Here is a 16,760-nt window from a genome sequence, read left to right as displayed (position 1 = left end):
GTGCAACTCGGAGTGAACTGGAGCCGTGTTGCCGATCCAGATACCGTTCGCGAATGCTCCACGTGGAACAACACTGCAGCCAAAAGAAAACCCGGCGCTCGGCCGGGTTTTCCTGATCAGTCTGTTCCACGTGGAACCGTGCATCGGTCAGAGGCGAAGCGGCATCACCACATGGCGCGACTTCTCGCTGCTGGCTTCACGCACCAGCGCCGACGAGTTGGAATCGCGCAGCTGGATCACGACGTGCTCGTCGCGCAGGGCCGACAGTGCATCCAGCAGATAGTTCACGTTGAAGCCGATGGCCAGATCGCTGACAGTGGTGTCGGCCTCGATCTCTTCCTGGGCTTCTTCCTGCTCGGGGTTGTGCGCGCTGATCTTGAGGTTGCCCGGCGAGACTTCGACGCGGATGCCGCGGTACTTCTCGTTGGACAGGATCGCGGCGCGCTGCAGCGAGGCACGCAGTGCTTCGCGATCAACCTTCACTTCGCGGTCGGCGCCAATCGGGATCACAGCCTCGTAATCCGGGAAGCGGCCGTCGATCAGCTTGGAGGTGAACGTCACATCGTCGCGCTTGACCCGCACGTGGCTACGGCCGACTTCCAGCTCGATCTCGCGATCGCCGCTTTCCAGCAGCCGCTGCAGTTCGGTCACGCCCTTGCGCGGCACGATGATCTGACGCTTGGCACCACTGGCTTTTTCCAGTTCGGTTTCGCACAGCGCCAGACGGTGACCGTCGGTTGCCACGGTCCGCAGGGCATCGCCGCGCAGGTCGAACAACAGGCCGTTGAGGTAGTAGCGCACGTCCTGCTGGGCCATCGCGAATGCAGTGCGCTCGATCAGCTCCTTCAGGGTGGCTTCGCCGATGGCGACACGCTCGGTGGCTTCGACTTCGTCGACAGACGGGAAGTCGTTGGCCGGCAGCGTTGCCAGGGTGAAGCGGCTGCGGCCTGCCTGCACGGTGATCTTGTCACCGGTCTGCGAGACGGTGATCCGGCTGCCGTCGGGCAGGGCGCGGATGATCTCGAACAGCTTGCGGGCGGGGATGGTGGTCTCGCCGTCCTGGGCATCTTCCACCGCGATCCGCGACACCATCTCCACTTCCAGGTCCGTGCCGGTCAGCGAAAGCTGTCCGTTCTGGACCTGGACCAGGAAATTTGCCAGAACCGGCAGGGTCTGGCGGCGTTCGACCACGTTGACGACTTGTGCCAACGGCTTGAGAAAGGCTTCGCGCTGCAGTGTGAAACGCATGTGGTTCCGTGCCCCTATGCTTTAAAAAAATGTGGAATAAATCAAAAGCCTGGTGGTGCTGGTAGCGCCAGAATCGCTGGAAAACACAGCTAAGTCTTTGTAAATAAAAGAGTTTCTGACCGCGAAACCCTCTGCATTACTGCCCCTCAAGGGGTGGGGAAAGCTGTGGATAATTCTGCCGCAGATTCAGCGGGCTTTTTTATCCACAGCCTGTCCCGTGCTTGCTACCGGATTCTGCACCGTTTTATGCGATGACGCCTCAGCGGCGTACATGCATCATTCGCTCAACTTCCGGATCAGCTTGTCCCAGTCTTCCCTCAACTTGCCGTCGGTCTCCATCAGCGTGCGGATCTGGCGGCAGGCATGCAGCACCGTGGTGTGGTCCCGGCCGGCAAACGCGTCGCCGATTTCCGGCAGGCTGTGCTCGGTCAGTTCCTTGGTCAGCGCCATCGCCACCTGGCGGGGACGGGCCAACGACCGGGTCCGGCGCTTGGACAGCAGATCCTTGATCTGCAGCCCGTAGTAGTCGGCAACGGTTTTCTGGATGTTGGGAATGCTGATGGCCTGCTGCTGGGCACGCAGCAGATCGCGCAGGGTTTCCTGGGCGAAGTCGGTGGTGATCGCACGGCCGGTGAAATTGGCGCGTGCGGTCAACGTATTCAGCGCACCCTCGAGGTCGCGAACATTGGAGCGCATCTTCTTGGCAATCAGAAACGCCACATCGTCGGGGATCTCAGCACCGCGCTCGCGGGCCTTGGCGAGCACGATGGCCGCGCGGGTCTCGAAGTCCGGTGGCTCGATGGCCACCGACAGGCCCCAGGCCAGCCGCGACTTCAGCCGTGCTTCCAGGCCCTCGACTTCGCGCGGGTACCGGTCGCAGGTCAGGATGATCTGCTGCTTGCCGTCGAACAGGGCGTTGAACGTGTGGAAGAACTCTTCCTGGGTTCGATCCTTGCCGGCGAAAAACTGGATGTCATCGATCAGCAGCGCGTCCACCTGCTGGAACTGGCGCTTGAACTGATCCATGGTCTTTTCCTGCAACGCACGGATCATCGCGCTGAAGAACTGTTCCGAACGCAGGTAGAGCACCTTGGCGGCCGGGTTGGCCTGGCGCATCGCATTGCCGGCCGCGAACATCAGGTGGGTCTTGCCCAGACCGGTGCCGCCGTACAGCAACAACGGGTTATGGGCGCGATCGCCGGGTTTCTGCGCCGCCTGGAACGCCGCGGCCAGACCCAGCTGGTTGCTGCGGCCTTCCACGAAGTTGGCGAAGGTGTAGTGCGAATCCAGGTTGCCGGCGAACGGTACCAGCGGCTCGGCCGGCACCACCGGGGCGGTGAAGCCCGAAATCGGCGCAATCTGCGGCTCCACCGGGCGCGGACGCGAGCCGATTTCAAGAAAAACGTCGCCGAAACCGGCGAAGTGCGTCAGCAGTTCCTTGATGCGTGCCAGGTACAGCTCGCGCACCTGGTCGACGATGAAGGCGTTTGGCGCATAAAGCACCAGGCTGTCCGCGCGCAGATCTGCCTGCAGCGGCTTCAACCAGGTGTGAACATCCTCAGGCGGAAACTCCGCTTCAAGGCGTTCGAGACAACGGGACCAGGCATCCATCGGCAATAATCGTCTGGGGCCAGCGCATAGGCGTAAAAAACCGCCGCACCGCAGGCCGGAAGGGGGAAGAATGGATGGCGCAGACTACCACCGACGAGGGAGGCCGGGAATGGTTGTCCCGAAGTTATTCACAAAATGATCCACAGCTATTGCACAGGCCGATGAAATCCCGTAGTGGGCAGGACTTGACGGCACCGCAGCCAGGTCTATAGAATTTCCGGTTCTTTCCGTCCCCTTCATATAGAGGCCCGCATGGCCACCAAGCGCACTTTCCAACCCAGCAACCTCAAGCGTAAGCGCGACCATGGCTTCCGTGCCCGTATGAAGACCGCTGACGGCCGCAAGATCCTGTCGCGTCGCCGCGCCAAGGGCCGCAAAGTCCTGAGCGCTTGATTGCAATGCCGCTTCCCGCGGCAGACGCAATCCAGACTGTGAGCAGTTCCGACCCGCGCAAGCGATTTCCTCGCTCTGCGCGGGTTCGTACGCGTGCCGAATATACAACGGTCTTCAACGGCGCCCGCCGTGTGTCCGATCCGCTGATGACCCTGCACTGGCTGAAGAGCGATTCTCCGGCCAGGCTGGGTCTTGCGGTGTCGCGCAAAGTCGATCCCCGAGCCGTGGGTCGCAACCGAGTGAAGCGTGTGCTGCGCGATGCCACACGCCATCTACGGCCGTGGATGAGTGCCGGCGATTACGTCGTCGTCGCCCGTAGCGCTGCCCGTACCGCCAGCAATGCCGAGATCCGCCAGGCCTTCGAGCGCCTGTTGCGCCGCCTTGGCACATTGCCCATGCCGGGCGCGGACGGCACAATGCCGCCGCCCCTGGGCGTTGCATCCCTTTCCCAGTCCGAGCCGGCATCGCGTGCCGGCCACGCCGAGCCTCCACGCTGATGAACCAGACCCGCGTTTTCCTGATCTTTGCCTGGCTGATGGTGGCCGTGTTGCTGTGGATGGAGTGGGGCCGCGACAAGGCCGCCCCGGCGACCGCGCCGGTGGCCGCCCAGACCCAGGGCCCGGTGCCCGCCGCCGGCGCCGTACCGGGCGCCACGGTGCCGCACGCGCCGGGCAGCGCCCCGGCCCAGGCGACCGCCCAGGCTGCCGCCGGCGCCCCGCGCGTCACCGTTACCACCGACGTGCTGCGTCTGGTGCTGGATGGCGGCACGGTGCTGGACGCCGAGCTGCTGCAGTTCCCGCAGACCAAGGACGACGGCAGCCCGCCGGTGCGCCTGCTGACCGAAGAGGCCACCCACCCGTATCGCGCGGTGAGTGGCTGGACCAGCCAGGACAAGAGCATGCCGGTGCCGGAAGCCAACGGCTTCACCCTGGTCGGCGACGCCAGGACCTTCGAACTGGCCAAGGGCCAGAACGAACTGCAGATCCCGTTCGTGTGGAATGGCCCGAATGGCGTCAGCATCCGCCGTACGTATACGGTCAGCCGCAACGAGTACGCGGTGAAGATCAAGGATGAAGTGATCAACGCCGGCACCACCCCGTGGAACGGCTACGTCTACCGCACCCTGGACCGCACCCCGACGATCCTGTCGCGCAGCATGACCAACCCGGACTCGTTCAGCTTCAACGGCGCGACCTGGTTCGATGCCGAGAAGAAGTACCAGCGCCGTGCCTTCAAGGATTATCTGGAAGACGGCCCGCTGAACCAGCAGGTCACCGGTGGCTGGATCGCCATGCTGCAGCACCACTTCTTCACCGCGTGGATCCCGCAGGCAGATCAGGCCGCGAACTACGCGCTGTCCCAGCATGACGGCCGCGACCAGATCCAGGCCACCGGCCCGGCCTTCACCGTCGCACCGGGCCAGCAGGTCAGCTCCGAGGCACGCCTGTGGGTGGGCCCGAAGCTGGTCAACCAGATCGCCAAGGAAGACGTGCCGGGCCTGGACCGCGTGGTCGACTACAGCCGCTTCTCGCTGATGGCCATCATCGGCCAGGGCCTGTTCTGGGTCCTGAACCAGGTGCACAAGGTCGTCAACAACTGGGGCTGGGCGATTGTCGGCCTGGTGATCCTGCTGAAGCTGGTGCTGTACCCGCTGTCGGCCGCGCAGTACAAGAGCGGCGCCAAGATGCGTCGCTTCCAGCCGCGTATCGCGCAGCTGAAGGAACGCTATGGCGATGACCGCCAGAAGTTCCAGACCGCGATGATGGAGCTGTACAAGAAGGAGAAGATCAATCCGATGGGCGGCTGTCTGCCGATCCTCATCCAGATGCCGATCTTCTTCGCGCTGTACTGGGTGCTGGTGGAGTCGGTGGAACTGCGCCAGGCACCGTGGTTCGGCTGGATCCAGGATCTGACCGCACGCGACCCGTACTTCATCCTGCCGGTGATCAACGTGGCGGTGATGTGGGCCACGCAGAAGCTGACCCCCGCGCCGGGCATGGACCCGATGCAGGCCAAGATGATGCAGATGATGCCGCTGATCTTCGGCGTCATGATGGCCTTCATGCCGTCCGGTCTGGTGCTGTACTGGGTGGTCAACGGCGGCCTGGGCCTGCTGCAGCAGTGGTGGATGACCAAGCGCCACGGCAGCGACCCGGTGCCCGCCACCGCCGCACCCGCCAACAAGAAGTAACCGGGCAACCGGACCCGGGAAACCCGCCGCAAGGCGGGTTTCCCGCATCTGCGGCCCGCGCAACGGTGTGATCCGTAGAATGCCCCGATCCACCGCACACAGCAGCCCGCCCCATGTCCGCAGCCCCCGACACCATCGTGGCCATCGCCACCGCACCCGGCGCCGGTGGCGTGGGCATGCTGCGCCTGTCCGGCCCCCACGCAGCGACCATCGCCCAGGCGATCGGGGTGCGCGCGCTGCGCCCGCGGCACGCGCATTACGCGCGCTTCCGCGATGCACAGGGGGAGGTGATCGACGACGGCATCGCGCTGTGGTTCCCGGCACCGCACAGCTTCACCGGCGAGGACGTGGTGGAGCTGCAGGGGCATGGCAGCCCGGTGGTGCTGCAGCAGCTGGTCGCGCGCTGCATCGCGCTGGGCGCGCGGCAGGCGCGGCCCGGGGAGTTCAGCGAGCGGGCGTTCCTCAACGGCAAGCTCGACCTGGCCCAGGCCGAGGCCATCGCCGATCTGATCGCCGCCGGCGATACCCGCGCAGCGCGCGCGGCCCGGCGCTCGCTGGACGGGGTGTTCTCGCGCCGCGTGGAGGAGGTCGCAGAACAGCTTGTTCTGCTGCGCATCCATGTGGAAGCGGCCATCGACTTCGCCGACGAACCGCTGGATACCCTCGGTGGCGAGCAGGTGCGCGGCGGCCTGGGCGAGGCGCTGCGCGCGATGGGGCGGCTGCGCGACGACGCCGAACGCGGCCGCAAACTGCGCGACGGCCTGCACGCGGTGCTGGTCGGACCGCCAAACGCCGGCAAGAGCTCACTGCTCAATGCGCTGGCCGGCAGCGAACGTGCCATCGTCACCGACATCGCCGGCACCACCCGCGACACTCTGCGCGAAACCATCCGCATTGACGGGCTGGAACTGACCCTGGTCGATACCGCCGGCCTGCGCGACGGCGGTGACGCGATCGAACGCGAAGGCATGCGCCGCGCGCGCGCGGAGATGCAGCGCACCGACCTGGCGATCATCGTGCTGGATGCGCGCGATCCGCAGGCCGGACGTGTCGCCATCGGCGATGCCGTCGATGCGGTGCCGCAGCAGCTGTGGATCCACAACAAGAGTGACCTGCTGGCCCAATGGCCCGCCGATGCAGCGCCGGATGTGGTGCACGTGTCGGCAGCCACCGGTATGGGCCTGGACCGCCTGCACGCGCGGCTGCGCGAGCTGGCCAGCGGCGGTGCCGGCGAGAGCGTGGACGGCGAGTTCTCCGCGCGCGCGCGGCATGTGGAGGCCATCGTCCAGGCCATCGGCCATGCCGGGCGCGCCGAGGCCGAGCTGGTGCATGAGCACCTGGAACTGGCCGCCGAGGAACTGCGCCTGGCCCACGAGGCGCTGGGGGAGATCACCGGGCGGATGAGTGCGGACGATCTGCTGGGACGCATCTTCTCCAGCTTCTGCATCGGCAAGTAGCCGCGTACTTCCCGCTGTCACACCGCATCGCCACACTACGCCCGTCCTTTCCACGCCCCGCCGCGCTGGCGCGGGCCGCATCAACAGGGGTTTGCGGTGTCGAAGTCGTTGTGGGGTTGTGCGTTGCTCTTGTCGCTGGCCGTGGCACCATCGGTGGCCATGAGCGCTGAATCCTCTCCCGCGCCGCTCAAGGCGGCCGTGTACGGCCACCGCGGTGCGAGCGCGCTGTTGCCCGAGCACACCCTGGCGTCGTACGCCCAGGCCATCGCCGATGGTGCGGACTACATCGAGCCGGACCTGGTGATGACCAAGGACGGCGTGCTGGTGTCGCGGCACGAGAACGAGATCGGCGGCACCACCGATGTGGCCGCACACCCGGAGTTCGCCAGCCGCAGGACGGTCAAGACCATCGACGGCGAGCGCATCGAGGGCTGGTTCACCGAAGACTTCACCCTGGCCGAGCTGAAGACGCTGTACGCCCGAGAGCGGCTGCCGCAGCTGCGCAGCACCGCGTTCGACGGGCAGTTCCGCATCGCCACGCTGGACGAGATCATCGCCTTCCTGGTGCAGCAGGCCGGCCGCGCCAACCGCGGCATCGGGCTGGTGCCGGAGATCAAGCACGGCACCTACTTCGCGAGCATCGGCCTGCCGATGGAAGACTCGGTGCTGGCCGCGCTGCAGGGCAATGCCTACACCCGCGTGGCGCCGGTGACGATCCAGTCCTTCGAGGTCGGCAACCTGCGCTACCTGCGTGGCAGGATCGGCCGCGCGTCGAACATCCGCCTGCTGCAACTGCTGGGCGACCCGGCGCAGCAGCCCGGCGATGTGCTGGCCGCCCAGGGCAGCCAACGCTATGCAGACCTGATCACACCGGCGGGCCTGCGCGAAGTGGCGACCTATGCCGACGGCATCGGACCGAACCTGCGCATGGTGATTCCGCTGGATGCGGCCGGGAAGCTGGGCACGCCGACCGCGCTGGTGCGCGACGCGCATGCGGCCGGGTTGATGGTGATCCCGTATACCTTCCGACCGGAGAACGCCTTCCAGGCCGCCGACTTCCGCACCGGCGATACCACTGCGCGCAACGCCGCCGGGTCCGTGGCCGAGATGCGTGCCTACCTGGCGACCGGCATCGATGCGTTCTTCACCGATGACCCGGCGCTGGGCCGCCAAGCGGTCGACACCGAACGCTAGTCATTGCCGGCACTACCGTCGATCTTCGGGTCTACGGAACGGGATCACGACGTAGTCCTGGCCTTCGCGCGGCTGCCACAGCACCGGCACGCCTTGCGGGGAGGGAGGTTCCAGGTCGTTGTCGCGCATGGGGGCGAGGTCGTCTTCGTCCTCGTCCTCCCAGCTGTAGCGCTTGCGCGGCGCCATCGGGTCGGACAGGCGGAACAGCAGGGCGCCAACGATGCCGGCAAAGGCACCGCCCATGTGCGACTGCCAGGACACGCCCGGCTCGTGCGGAAGAATGGTCAGCAGCATGCTGCCGTAGAACAGGAAGGCGATCAGGCCGGCGGCGATGGCGGGCCGGTCGCGGCGCAGCAGGCCGAGGACGAACACCAGAAACATCAGGCCGTGGGTGATGCCGCTGGCACCGAGATGGCGGCTGCCGATGTCGCCGAGCAGCCAGGCGCCCAGGCCCGAACCGATCCACAGCAACGGGAATGCGCGCAGGGTTGCCTTGGGATAGACGCTGCCGGCGAGGGTGCCGAGGATCAGCAGGGCTGCCGCGTTGGCGCCCAGGTGCTGGACCGAACCGTGCAGCAACGGCGCGCCAAGAATGCCGAGCAGGCCGGCCTTGTCCAGCGGGGCGACTGCCCACGGGCGCCAGTCGAAATGACCTTGGGCGGTGAACACCGCCACCAGCACCAGCACGAAGGCCAGGCTGAGGTTGAAGGCCCGCATCACACGACCGCGGTCGGTACGGGACGGAGCCGGCGGCTCGCCGGCAGGCAGGGGCAGGTTGGCGTTCATACCCTTAGGGATTGCGTCGCCCGGGCTGAACACAAGGGCAACGCGATGGGAGAGAGAGGTGCCGCCTGCGGGACAATCCCGCAGGCGGCAACCGGGGTCAGGCGTGGCCGTCCTGCTTGGGCGGGTTCTTCAGGCTCAGCACCACCGTGGCGGCGATGATGACGGCCACCACGCCCAGCGAGATCGGGGTGGGGATCTTGAAGATGTCGATCAGCATCATCTTGGCGCCGATGAAGGCCAGCACCAGGGCCAGACCGTAGGGCAGCAGGTGGAAGCGATCGGCCATGCCGGCCAACAGGAAGAACATCGCGCGCAGGCCCAGCACCGCGAACACGTTCGAGGTCAGCACGATGAACGGGTCGGTGGTGATGGCGAAGATGGCCGGGATGCTGTCCACGGCGAAGATCACGTCGGTGACGGCAATCAGGATCAGCACCACGAACAGCGGGGTGTACCAGCGTTTGCCGTCGCGCATCACGCTCATGGCATTGCCGGCATAGTCGGGCAGCAGGCGCAGGTGCCTGCGCATCCAGCGCAGGGCAGGGTTGGTCTCCAGGTCCGGCTCCTGGCCGGCGGAGAACCACATCTTCCAGCCGGTGAACAGCAGGAACGCGCCGAACACATAGAGCAGCCAATGGAACTTGGTGAGCAGCACGCTGCCGGCGAAGATCATGATCGTACGGAGCACGATCGCGCCCAGGATGCCGATGATCAACACCTTCTGGCGCTGTTCTTCCGGCACCGCGAAGTAGCCCATGATCATCAGGAAGACAAAGATGTTGTCCACCGCCAAGGCCTTCTCGACCAGATAACCGGTCAGGAACTCCAGGCCGACCTTGTTGGCCACGACCTGGCCCGCGGTCTCGTTCAGGTAGTACCAGAGGCCACCGTTGAAGGCCAGGGCCAGGGCGACCCAGCCGATGGACCACCACAGGGCCTCCTTGAAGGTGACCTTGTGCGGGCCGCCGTGGCGCATCAATACCAGGTCGACCAGCAGCGCGATGACCACCACCGCGCCGAAGCCGCCCCACAACCACAAATTACCGATCGTCTGCATGGGTTTATCCGTTGGGAAAAGAAAAAAGCCTCAAGCCGGACGGCGAGGATCTGCAACGGAGGATCGGGGGGATCCGGGGACAGAGCTTCGCCATGCGGCGAAGGTCTCGCTCGCAGTCCCGATGGGTGGGACTGCCGTTGCACCGGAGCCTGCGGGCTCGAATTGACGGCGACAACGTCTGGGAGCTACTCCCCTTCTGGCGCCGATTCTGCGGGCTGTTCGGGCCGGCGTCAAATCGCCGGCCTGCCGGGCCGGGGCGGCGCCCGTTTACAATAGGCCGATGAACAATGCCCCCGCCCCCGTAGTCCGCCTCAAGAACGCCTGGCGCTCCAGCCACCCGTGGATCTTCCAGAAACTGGTCGAAAAGCCTGCCGTCCGGCCCAAGCCCGGTGCCATCGTCGATGTGGTCGGCGTGGACGGGGAGTGGATCGGCCGGGGGTTCTACAACGGTCATTCGCGCATTGCCGTGCGTATCCTGGAAACCGATCAGCGCATCCCGGTGGACGCTGGCTGGTTCTCGCGCAAGATCGCCCAGGCGGTGTCGCTGCGTCGTGACGTGCTCAAGCTGGATGATGTCTCCAACGCCTGGCGCGTGGTGCACAGCGAAGGCGATGGCCTGTCCGGCCTGGTGGTGGACCGCTACGGCGACCTGGTGGTGGTGGAGTTCTTCGCCGCCGGCATGTTCCGCCACCGCGAATGGATCTACGAGGCGCTGCGCGAGCAGTTCCCGGGCTGCCGCTTCCACAGCTTCGCCGACGAACACGTGCAGAAGCAGGAGAGCTTCGACTTCCACGGCAACACCACCACCGAAGCGTCGGTGATCACCGAGTACGGGATGAAGTTCCGTGCCGATCCGGCCGGGGCGCACAAGACCGGGTTCTTCGCCGACCAGCGCGAGAACCGCGAGTGGCTGAGCCGGCAGGTGGAAGGCAAATCCGTGCTGGACCTGTGCTGCAACACCGGCGGCTTTGCGGTGTATGCCGCGGTGCGCGGCGCGTCCGAGGTGGTCGGCATCGACATCGACGAGGATGTGATCGACATCGCCAAGGGCAACTCGCGCCTCAACAATGTGCGCCCGAAGTTCGTGCAGTCCGACATCTTCCCGTGGCTGCGCGATGCGGCCAACCGCGGTGAGCAGTACGACGTGGTGATCCTGGACCCGGCCAAGATGACCCGTGACCGCGACCAGGTGATCACCGCCCTGAAGAAGTACCTGGACATGAACAAGCTGGCGCTGGGTGTGGTCAAGCCCGGTGGCCTGTTCGCCACGTTCTCGTGCACCGGCCTGGTGGCCGAGGACCAGTTCCTGGACATGCTGCGCCGCGCGGCCTTCTATTCCGGCCGCACCATCCAGATCCTCAAGGTAGCTGGCGCCGGTCCCGACCATCCGTTCATGGCCCACGTGCAGGAATCGCGCTACCTCAAGGCCGTGTTCTGCCGCGTCCTCGACTGACGCAGGGCCGGCGGCAGGTCGGCTCTTTGGGCACCACCGGGGATTGCAGGTGCCGGCCAGCGGCCGGCACTACCGTTCGCTGTGCCTGCGGCGCTATGGTCTGACGCTTCCCGAATGTTGAGAGGCGTCATGACGTTGCGCAGTCTGTCCCTGCTGGTGTCGCTGGCGTTGTGCACGCCGTTGGCCGCCCACGCGATCGAGTTCACTCCGCAGGAACTGGCCCGGGCCTCGGCGCTGCAGCGCACGCTGCTGACGCTGGACAGCCACCTGGATACGCCGGCCAACTTCCACCGCGAGGGCTTCGACATCGCCCAGCGCCATGACCACAACGCGTTGTCGCAGGTGGATTACCCGCGCATGGTCGAAGGTGGGCTGGATGGCGGTTTCTGGGCGATCTACACCGACCAGGGCGACCGCAGTGCGGCCGCTCACCAGCAGGACCGCGACGCCGGTCTGCTGCGGTTGATGGAGATCCGCGAAATGCTCGCCGCACAGCCGGAGACCTTCCAGCTCGCGCTGACCGCTGCCGATGCCGCCAGGATCAAGGCGGCCGGTAAGCGCGTGGTCTACATCAGCATGGAGAACGGCAGCCCGCTGGTGGATGACCCGACGCTGCTCGGTTTCTATCACCGTGCCGGGCTGCGCCTGCTCAGCACGGTGCACTTCGCCAACAACGAGTTCGCCGATTCGGCCACCGATCCCAAGGGCGCCGAGTGGAAGGGGTTGAGTCCGGCCGGCAAGGCGCTGGTCGACGAGGCGGTGCGGCTGGGCATCGTGATCGATCAGTCGCATGCCTCCGACGCGGCGTTCGACGACCTGATCGAGCGCATGCCGGTGCCGTTCGTGCTGTCGCACAGCTCGGCCAAGGCGATCTACGACCACCCGCGCAACCTGGACGATGCGCGTCTGAAGCGCCTGGCCAAGGCCGGCGGCGTGATCCAGGTCAACGCCTACGGCGGGTATCTGATCGACATCGGCAAGAACGAACCCCGCGCGCTGGCCGAGAAGACCGCGATCGACCAATGGGGGGGCTACGATGCCCTGAGCATGGCGCAGGGCGTCAAGCTGGCCCAGGTCCAGGCCGAACTGGACCGCCTGCATCCGGTGCGCAAGGCCACGCTTGACGACTTCTTCGCCCACTTCGAGCACATCCTGACGGTGGTCGGCCCCGATCACGTGGGCATCGGCCTGGACTGGGATGGCGGTGGCGGCCTGGCCGATCTGCAGGACGTGAGCGAACTGCCGAAGATCACCGCGTGGCTGCTGCGCAAGGGCTACACCCGGCAGCAGATCGCCGCCATCTGGGGCGGCAACCTGCTGCGCGTGATGCAGCAGGCGCAGGACCACGCCACCGCACTGGCCGCAGCCCCGTAGAGCCGGGTTCTACCCGGCTTGGTACCGGCGCCGATGGTCTCACGGTCAGGCAAAAGCAGCCGGGCAGAGCCCGGCTCTACGGCTTGCTTGGTTGCGGAACTGTGGCCCTCATCGGCAGGCGAAAGCAGCCCGCCGTAGAGCCGGGTTCTACCCGGCTTGGTTCCGCAGCCGATGGTCTCACGGTCCGGCACAAGCAGCCGGGCAGAGCCCGGCTCTACGGGTGGCTTGGTTCCGGCGCCGCGGCCCTCATCGGCAGGCGAAAGCAGCCCCGTCGTAGAGCCGGGTTCTACCCGGCTTGGTTCCGGAGCAGGTGGTCTCACGGTCAGGCACAAGCAGCCGGGCAGCGCCCGGCGCTACGGGATGCGGGCACGCCGTTTGCATGTCAGGCGTTGCCCAGTACTGCGTTGCGGCGGCCGTAGGCGAAGTAGGCGATCAGGCCCAGGATGTTCCAGCCCAGGAAGTACAGCTGGGTGGTGGTCGGCAGGCTGAAGAACAGGTACACGCAGCCGATCACCGCCAGCGGGCCGACGACCCAGGCCAGCGGCGTGCGGAACTTGCGCTCGCGGTTGGGCTCGCGTGCGCGCAGTACCACCAGGCACAGGCCGACGGCGGTGAAGGCGGCGAGCGTGCCGGCGTTGGCCAGCGCGGCGATCTCGTCCAGGCGGGCCACACCGGCCAGCGCAGCCACGAGCACCGCGGTGAACAGCGTGGTGGCGATCGGGGTGCCGGTGCGCGCGCTGACCTTGGACAGGCCGCGCGGCAGCAGGCCGTCGCGCGACATGACAAAGAAGATGCGGCTCTGCCCGTACAGGAAGGCCAGCAGCACGGTCGGCAGGGCGATCACCGCCGCCGCGCCGATCCACTTGGCCGCGCCCGGGCTGCCCAGCTCACGCAGGATCAGCGCCAACGGCTCGGCGCTCTGGCCGAAGATGGTGTAGCTCATCGCACCGACGGCGGCGAGCGCGACCAGCACGTAGATGATGGTGCAGCCGACCATCGAACCGATGATGCCGATCGCCAGGTCGCGGTCGGGCTTCTTGGTTTCCTCGGCGGCAGTGGAAATCGCATCGAAGCCGTAGAAGGCAAAGAAGATGATCGCCGCCGCCGCCATCACGCCGCGCTCGACGCCGCCTTCGCCGACCGACTTGGCGAAGCCGAACGGCATGAACGGGTCCATGTGGCTGGTGTCGAAGTGCGGCAGCGCGATCGCCACGAACACGGTCAGCGCAATGATCTTGACCACCACCAGGACCGCGTTGAGGGTCGCGCTCTCCTTGGTGCCGGCCATCAGCATGCCGGCCACGACGAAGGTGATCAGCACCGCCGGCAGGTTGATGAAGCCTCCCTCCACATGCGGGCCGGCGGTCAGCATCAGCGGCAGATCAATGCCCCAGCCGTGCAGGAAGCCGACCGCGTAGCCGGACCACCCCACCGCTACCGTACTCACCACCAGCGAGTACTCCAGGATCAGGCTCCAGCCCACCACCCAGGCCACCATTTCGCCGAGGGCGGCGTAGCTGTAGGTGTAGGCGCTGCCGGCGGCCGGCATCATCGTGGCCAGTTCGGCATAGGACAGCGCCGCGCAGGCGCACACCGCGCCGGCGATGGCGAAGGAGATCAGTACGGCCGGGCCGGCCAGGTTGGCGCCCACGCCGATCAGCGTGTAGATGCCGGTGCCAACGATGGCGCCGATGCCCAGCGCGATCAGGTGCGGCCAGCTCAGGGTGGGGATCAGTCGCCTGCCGGCTTCATGAACGGTGACGGTGTCTAGGGACTTGCGCCGGAGCAACGACATGGGGCCTCGCGGTGGGTGACTGTTAACGACAAGTCTGCGAGTTTTACCGAACGCGGTGCAGCATTACTACTGCCAAGCGTCCCCCGGTCCGTGCATGAGCACATGACTGGGGGAAGCTTGACGAAACCGGCACAAAGCACCGCGCCCTGGGGGCTGGCGCGGGCAGGGCCGGACGAACGCGCTCAGCGATCCAGCGTGGCCATTGCCGCGGCGGCATAGCGCGGGCCGGCAGCGGCATCGGGCGGGAAGATCGCATCGATGCGGGCGAGGTCGTCCGCGCCCAGCTGCACCTGCAGCGCGCCGAGGTTTTCCTCCAGGTAGGCGAGCCGCTTGGTGCCCGGGATCGGCACCAGGTCCTGGCCCTGTGCCAGTACCCACGCCAGCGCCAGTTGCCCCGGGGTGATGCCTTTGGCGCTGGCCATCGCGGTGACCGCGTCGACCAGGGCCAGGTTGCGCGCGAAGTTGTCGCCCTGGAAGCGTGGCGACTGGCGGCGGTAGTCGTCGGCGTCGACGTCGGCCGGGCTGCGGATCGCGCCGGTCAGGAAGCCACGGCCCAGCGGCGAGTAGGGCACGAAGCCGATGCCCAGGTCGCGGACGGTCTGCAGTACGCCGTTGTGCTCCGGATCGCGCGACCACAGCGAGTACTCGGTCTGCACGGCGGTGATCGGGTGGACCGCATGTGCGCGGCGGATCGTGGGCGCCGCGGCTTCGGACAGGCCGAGGAAGCGCACCTTGCCCTGTTCGACCAGCCGCGCCATCGCGCCCACGGTGTCCTCGATCGGCACGGTGCCGTCCACGCGGTGCTGGTAGTACAGATCGATGTGGTCCACGCCCAGCCGCGCCAGGCTGGCCTCGCAGGCGGCGATCACGTACTCGGGGCGGCCATCCACGCTGCGCGCCCGGGTGTCGGTGGGCTCCAGTTTGATGCCGAACTTGGTGGCCAGAAACACCTGGTCGCGACGATCGGCAATGGCCTTGCCGACCAGCACTTCGTTGGTGTGCGGGCCGTACATGTCGGCGGTGTCGAGCAGGGTCACGCCGCGCTCCAGCGCGCGGTGGATCACCGCGGTCGCGTCGGCATCGCTGCCACGGCCGCCGTAGAAGGCGCTCATGCCCATGCAGCCCAGGCCGAGTGCGGAAACAGTGGGGCCGTGGCGGCCAAGGGAACGGGTCTGCATGGGAATGCTCCGGAAGCGGGGGAAGGGCGGCGCCTGCACGCGCCGGACCCACAGCATCCTCCGCTGTACCATGTGGATAAACCGGTGTTCGCCACATCGACCTTGAAGTCAGGCTTCACAATGTCCTCCCAGCCGCCGTTGTCTGCCGTGGTCGCGTTCGCCCGCGTGGCCCACCATGCCAGCTTCACCCGTGCAGCCGACGACCTGGGCATCTCGCCCTCGGCGCTGTCGCAGACCGTGCGCGCGCTGGAAGCCCGCATGGGCGTGCGTCTGCTGCACCGGACCACCCGCCGGGTCGGCCTGACCGAGCACGGTGCGCGCTTCCTGGCGCGGGTGCGCGACGGCCTGGCGCAGATCGACGCGGCGTTCGAGGACCTGGACACCGTGCGCGACGTGCCGGCCGGAAAGCTGCGCATCAACGTGCCGCGGATCGCGGCGGAACTGCTCGTGCTGCCGCACCTGCCCGCATTCATGGCGCGCTATCCGCAGGTGGAGGTGGAATTGTTCGTGGAGCCGGCGCTGGTCGACCTGGTCGCCGGCGGCTTCGATGCCGGCATCCGGCTGGGCGAATGCCTGGCGCGGGACATGATCGCGGTGCCGATCGGTCCGCTGGAGCGGCAGGTGGTGGTGGCCACGCCGGGCTACTTCGCCGCCCACGGCACGCCGGACACGCCGGCCGATCTGGTCGGGCATGCGTGCATCGTGCACCGGCGCAGCAACGGCCGTCTGATGGCCTGGGAATTCAGCCACGCCGGCCGCGACTTCGAGGTGGAGGTGAGTGGCCGGCTGGTGTTCAACGATGCGGCGTTGATCCACGCCGCCGTGCGCGCCGGCCTCGGCATGGGGCAGGCGTTCGACGCCGTGGTGGCCAGCGATGTCGCCGAGGGCCGGTTGCAGGCGGTGCTGCAGGACTGGCAGCCGCCGTTCGCCGGATTCCACCTGTACTACCCGGCGCGCGAACAGATGGCGCCGAAACTGCGGGTGTTCATCGACCACCTGCGCCAGGCCCGACGCACCGACTGA

At 66.8% G+C, this 16,760-nt stretch carries 14 protein-coding genes; 8 read left to right on the top strand and 6 right to left on the bottom strand.

Annotation, left to right across the window (positions count from 1 at the left end):
* Positions 1-147 precede the first annotated feature (147 nt).
* Positions 148-1,248 (bottom strand): DNA polymerase III subunit beta, encoded by a 1,101-nt coding sequence (dnaN, locus tag GDJ08_RS19405; RefSeq protein WP_019184048.1) that lies wholly within the window; start codon positions 1,246-1,248, stop codon positions 148-150.
* 276 nt (positions 1,249-1,524) lie between these two features.
* The gene (gene dnaA / locus GDJ08_RS19400) at positions 1,525-2,859 is read right to left on the bottom strand and encodes a chromosomal replication initiator protein DnaA (protein ID WP_017357097.1); all 1,335 of its coding nucleotides are present in this window, start codon (positions 2,857-2,859) and stop codon (positions 1,525-1,527) included.
* A 252-nt stretch (positions 2,860-3,111) separates the two neighbouring features.
* Here dnaA and rpmH point away from each other — a divergent pair, with 252 nt between their 5' ends.
* The 5 genes from rpmH (at position 3,112) to GDJ08_RS19375 (ending at position 8,094) form a co-directional block, all read left to right on the top strand.
* Entirely contained in the window at positions 3,112-3,252 is a 141-nt protein-coding gene (gene rpmH, locus GDJ08_RS19395) for a 50S ribosomal protein L34 (RefSeq protein WP_006404565.1), read from the top strand.
* Positions 3,253-3,257: 5 nt separating this feature from the next.
* On the top strand, positions 3,258-3,749 hold the full coding sequence (gene rnpA, locus GDJ08_RS19390) for a ribonuclease P protein component (protein ID WP_017357096.1): 492 nt from the start codon (positions 3,258-3,260) through the stop codon (positions 3,747-3,749).
* Complete coding sequence (gene yidC, locus GDJ08_RS19385; protein WP_153165528.1) at positions 3,749-5,443, top strand: membrane protein insertase YidC; 1,695 nt, start codon at positions 3,749-3,751, stop codon at positions 5,441-5,443. The genes rnpA and yidC overlap by 1 nt, the downstream gene beginning before the upstream one ends.
* Positions 5,444-5,556: 113 nt before the next feature.
* Positions 5,557-6,900 (top strand): tRNA uridine-5-carboxymethylaminomethyl(34) synthesis GTPase MnmE, encoded by a 1,344-nt coding sequence (gene mnmE, locus GDJ08_RS19380; protein ID WP_136005800.1) that lies wholly within the window; start codon positions 5,557-5,559, stop codon positions 6,898-6,900.
* Positions 6,901-7,059: 159 nt separating this feature from the next.
* Complete coding sequence (locus GDJ08_RS19375) at positions 7,060-8,094, top strand: glycerophosphodiester phosphodiesterase (RefSeq protein WP_153165527.1); 1,035 nt, start codon at positions 7,060-7,062, stop codon at positions 8,092-8,094.
* Between the two features lie 12 nt (positions 8,095-8,106).
* Here the strand turns inward: GDJ08_RS19375 and GDJ08_RS19370 are convergent, their stop codons facing one another.
* Together GDJ08_RS19370 and GDJ08_RS19365 are read right to left on the bottom strand one after the other, a co-directional pair.
* The gene (locus GDJ08_RS19370) at positions 8,107-8,880 is read right to left on the bottom strand and encodes a rhomboid family intramembrane serine protease (protein ID WP_136005802.1); all 774 of its coding nucleotides are present in this window, start codon (positions 8,878-8,880) and stop codon (positions 8,107-8,109) included.
* 97 nt (positions 8,881-8,977) lie between these two features.
* A complete protein-coding gene (locus tag GDJ08_RS19365; protein WP_017356971.1) occupies positions 8,978-9,937 on the bottom strand; it encodes a TerC family protein in 960 nt (319 codons plus the stop codon).
* A gap of 280 nt (positions 9,938-10,217) precedes the next feature.
* On the opposite strand from GDJ08_RS19365, the gene GDJ08_RS19360 reads away from it, so the two are divergent.
* Positions 10,218-11,390 (top strand): class I SAM-dependent rRNA methyltransferase, encoded by a 1,173-nt coding sequence (locus GDJ08_RS19360; RefSeq protein ID WP_153165526.1) that lies wholly within the window; start codon positions 10,218-10,220, stop codon positions 11,388-11,390.
* 129 nt (positions 11,391-11,519) lie between these two features.
* Positions 11,520-12,764 (top strand): dipeptidase, encoded by a 1,245-nt coding sequence (locus tag GDJ08_RS19355; protein ID WP_153165525.1) that lies wholly within the window; start codon positions 11,520-11,522, stop codon positions 12,762-12,764.
* Between the two features lie 382 nt (positions 12,765-13,146).
* Here the strand turns inward: GDJ08_RS19355 and GDJ08_RS19350 are convergent, their stop codons facing one another.
* Positions 13,147-14,559: an amino acid permease gene (locus GDJ08_RS19350; RefSeq protein ID WP_017355178.1), complete on the bottom strand. Its 1,413-nt coding sequence runs from the start codon at positions 14,557-14,559 to the stop codon at positions 13,147-13,149.
* 182 nt (positions 14,560-14,741) lie between these two features.
* The gene (locus GDJ08_RS19345) at positions 14,742-15,737 is read right to left on the bottom strand and encodes an aldo/keto reductase (RefSeq protein WP_153165524.1); all 996 of its coding nucleotides are present in this window, start codon (positions 15,735-15,737) and stop codon (positions 14,742-14,744) included.
* Between the two features lie 120 nt (positions 15,738-15,857).
* Here GDJ08_RS19345 and GDJ08_RS19340 point away from each other — a divergent pair, with 120 nt between their 5' ends.
* Entirely contained in the window at positions 15,858-16,760 is a 903-nt protein-coding gene (locus GDJ08_RS19340) for a LysR family transcriptional regulator (RefSeq protein ID WP_153165523.1), read from the top strand.

Origin of the sequence: Stenotrophomonas nematodicola, from assembly GCF_009467805.1 — a bacterium.
In the GTDB taxonomy this organism is placed as follows: Bacteria; Pseudomonadota; Gammaproteobacteria; order Xanthomonadales; family Xanthomonadaceae; genus Stenotrophomonas; species Stenotrophomonas nematodicola.
The sequence above is the reverse complement of the archived record's forward strand: the minus strand, read 5'-3'. Positions and strand labels throughout refer to the sequence as shown.

Bases quoted from the DNA above. Each gene is read 5' to 3' on its own strand.
- GDJ08_RS19355 (WP_153165525.1), top strand. From the start codon at position 11,520: ATGACGTTGCGCAGTCTGTCCCTGCTGGTGTCGCTGGCGTTGTGCACG.
- dnaA (WP_017357097.1), bottom strand. From the start codon at position 2,859: ATGGATGCCTGGTCCCGTTGTCTCGAACGCCTTGAAGCGGAGTTTCCG.
- GDJ08_RS19360 (WP_153165526.1), top strand. From the start codon at position 10,218: ATGAACAATGCCCCCGCCCCCGTAGTCCGCCTCAAGAACGCCTGGCGC.
- GDJ08_RS19370 (WP_136005802.1), bottom strand. From the start codon at position 8,880: ATGAACGCCAACCTGCCCCTGCCTGCCGGCGAGCCGCCGGCTCCGTCC.
- GDJ08_RS19375 (WP_153165527.1), top strand. From the start codon at position 7,060: ATGAGCGCTGAATCCTCTCCCGCGCCGCTCAAGGCGGCCGTGTACGGC.
- rnpA (WP_017357096.1), top strand. From the start codon at position 3,258: ATGCCGCTTCCCGCGGCAGACGCAATCCAGACTGTGAGCAGTTCCGAC.
- GDJ08_RS19365 (WP_017356971.1), bottom strand. From the start codon at position 9,937: ATGCAGACGATCGGTAATTTGTGGTTGTGGGGCGGCTTCGGCGCGGTG.
- GDJ08_RS19345 (WP_153165524.1), bottom strand. From the start codon at position 15,737: ATGCAGACCCGTTCCCTTGGCCGCCACGGCCCCACTGTTTCCGCACTC.
- GDJ08_RS19350 (WP_017355178.1), bottom strand. From the start codon at position 14,559: ATGTCGTTGCTCCGGCGCAAGTCCCTAGACACCGTCACCGTTCATGAA.
- mnmE (WP_136005800.1), top strand. From the start codon at position 5,557: ATGTCCGCAGCCCCCGACACCATCGTGGCCATCGCCACCGCACCCGGC.
- dnaN (WP_019184048.1), bottom strand. From the start codon at position 1,248: ATGCGTTTCACACTGCAGCGCGAAGCCTTTCTCAAGCCGTTGGCACAA.
- GDJ08_RS19340 (WP_153165523.1), top strand. From the start codon at position 15,858: ATGTCCTCCCAGCCGCCGTTGTCTGCCGTGGTCGCGTTCGCCCGCGTG.
- yidC (WP_153165528.1), top strand. From the start codon at position 3,749: ATGAACCAGACCCGCGTTTTCCTGATCTTTGCCTGGCTGATGGTGGCC.
- rpmH (WP_006404565.1), top strand. From the start codon at position 3,112: ATGGCCACCAAGCGCACTTTCCAACCCAGCAACCTCAAGCGTAAGCGC.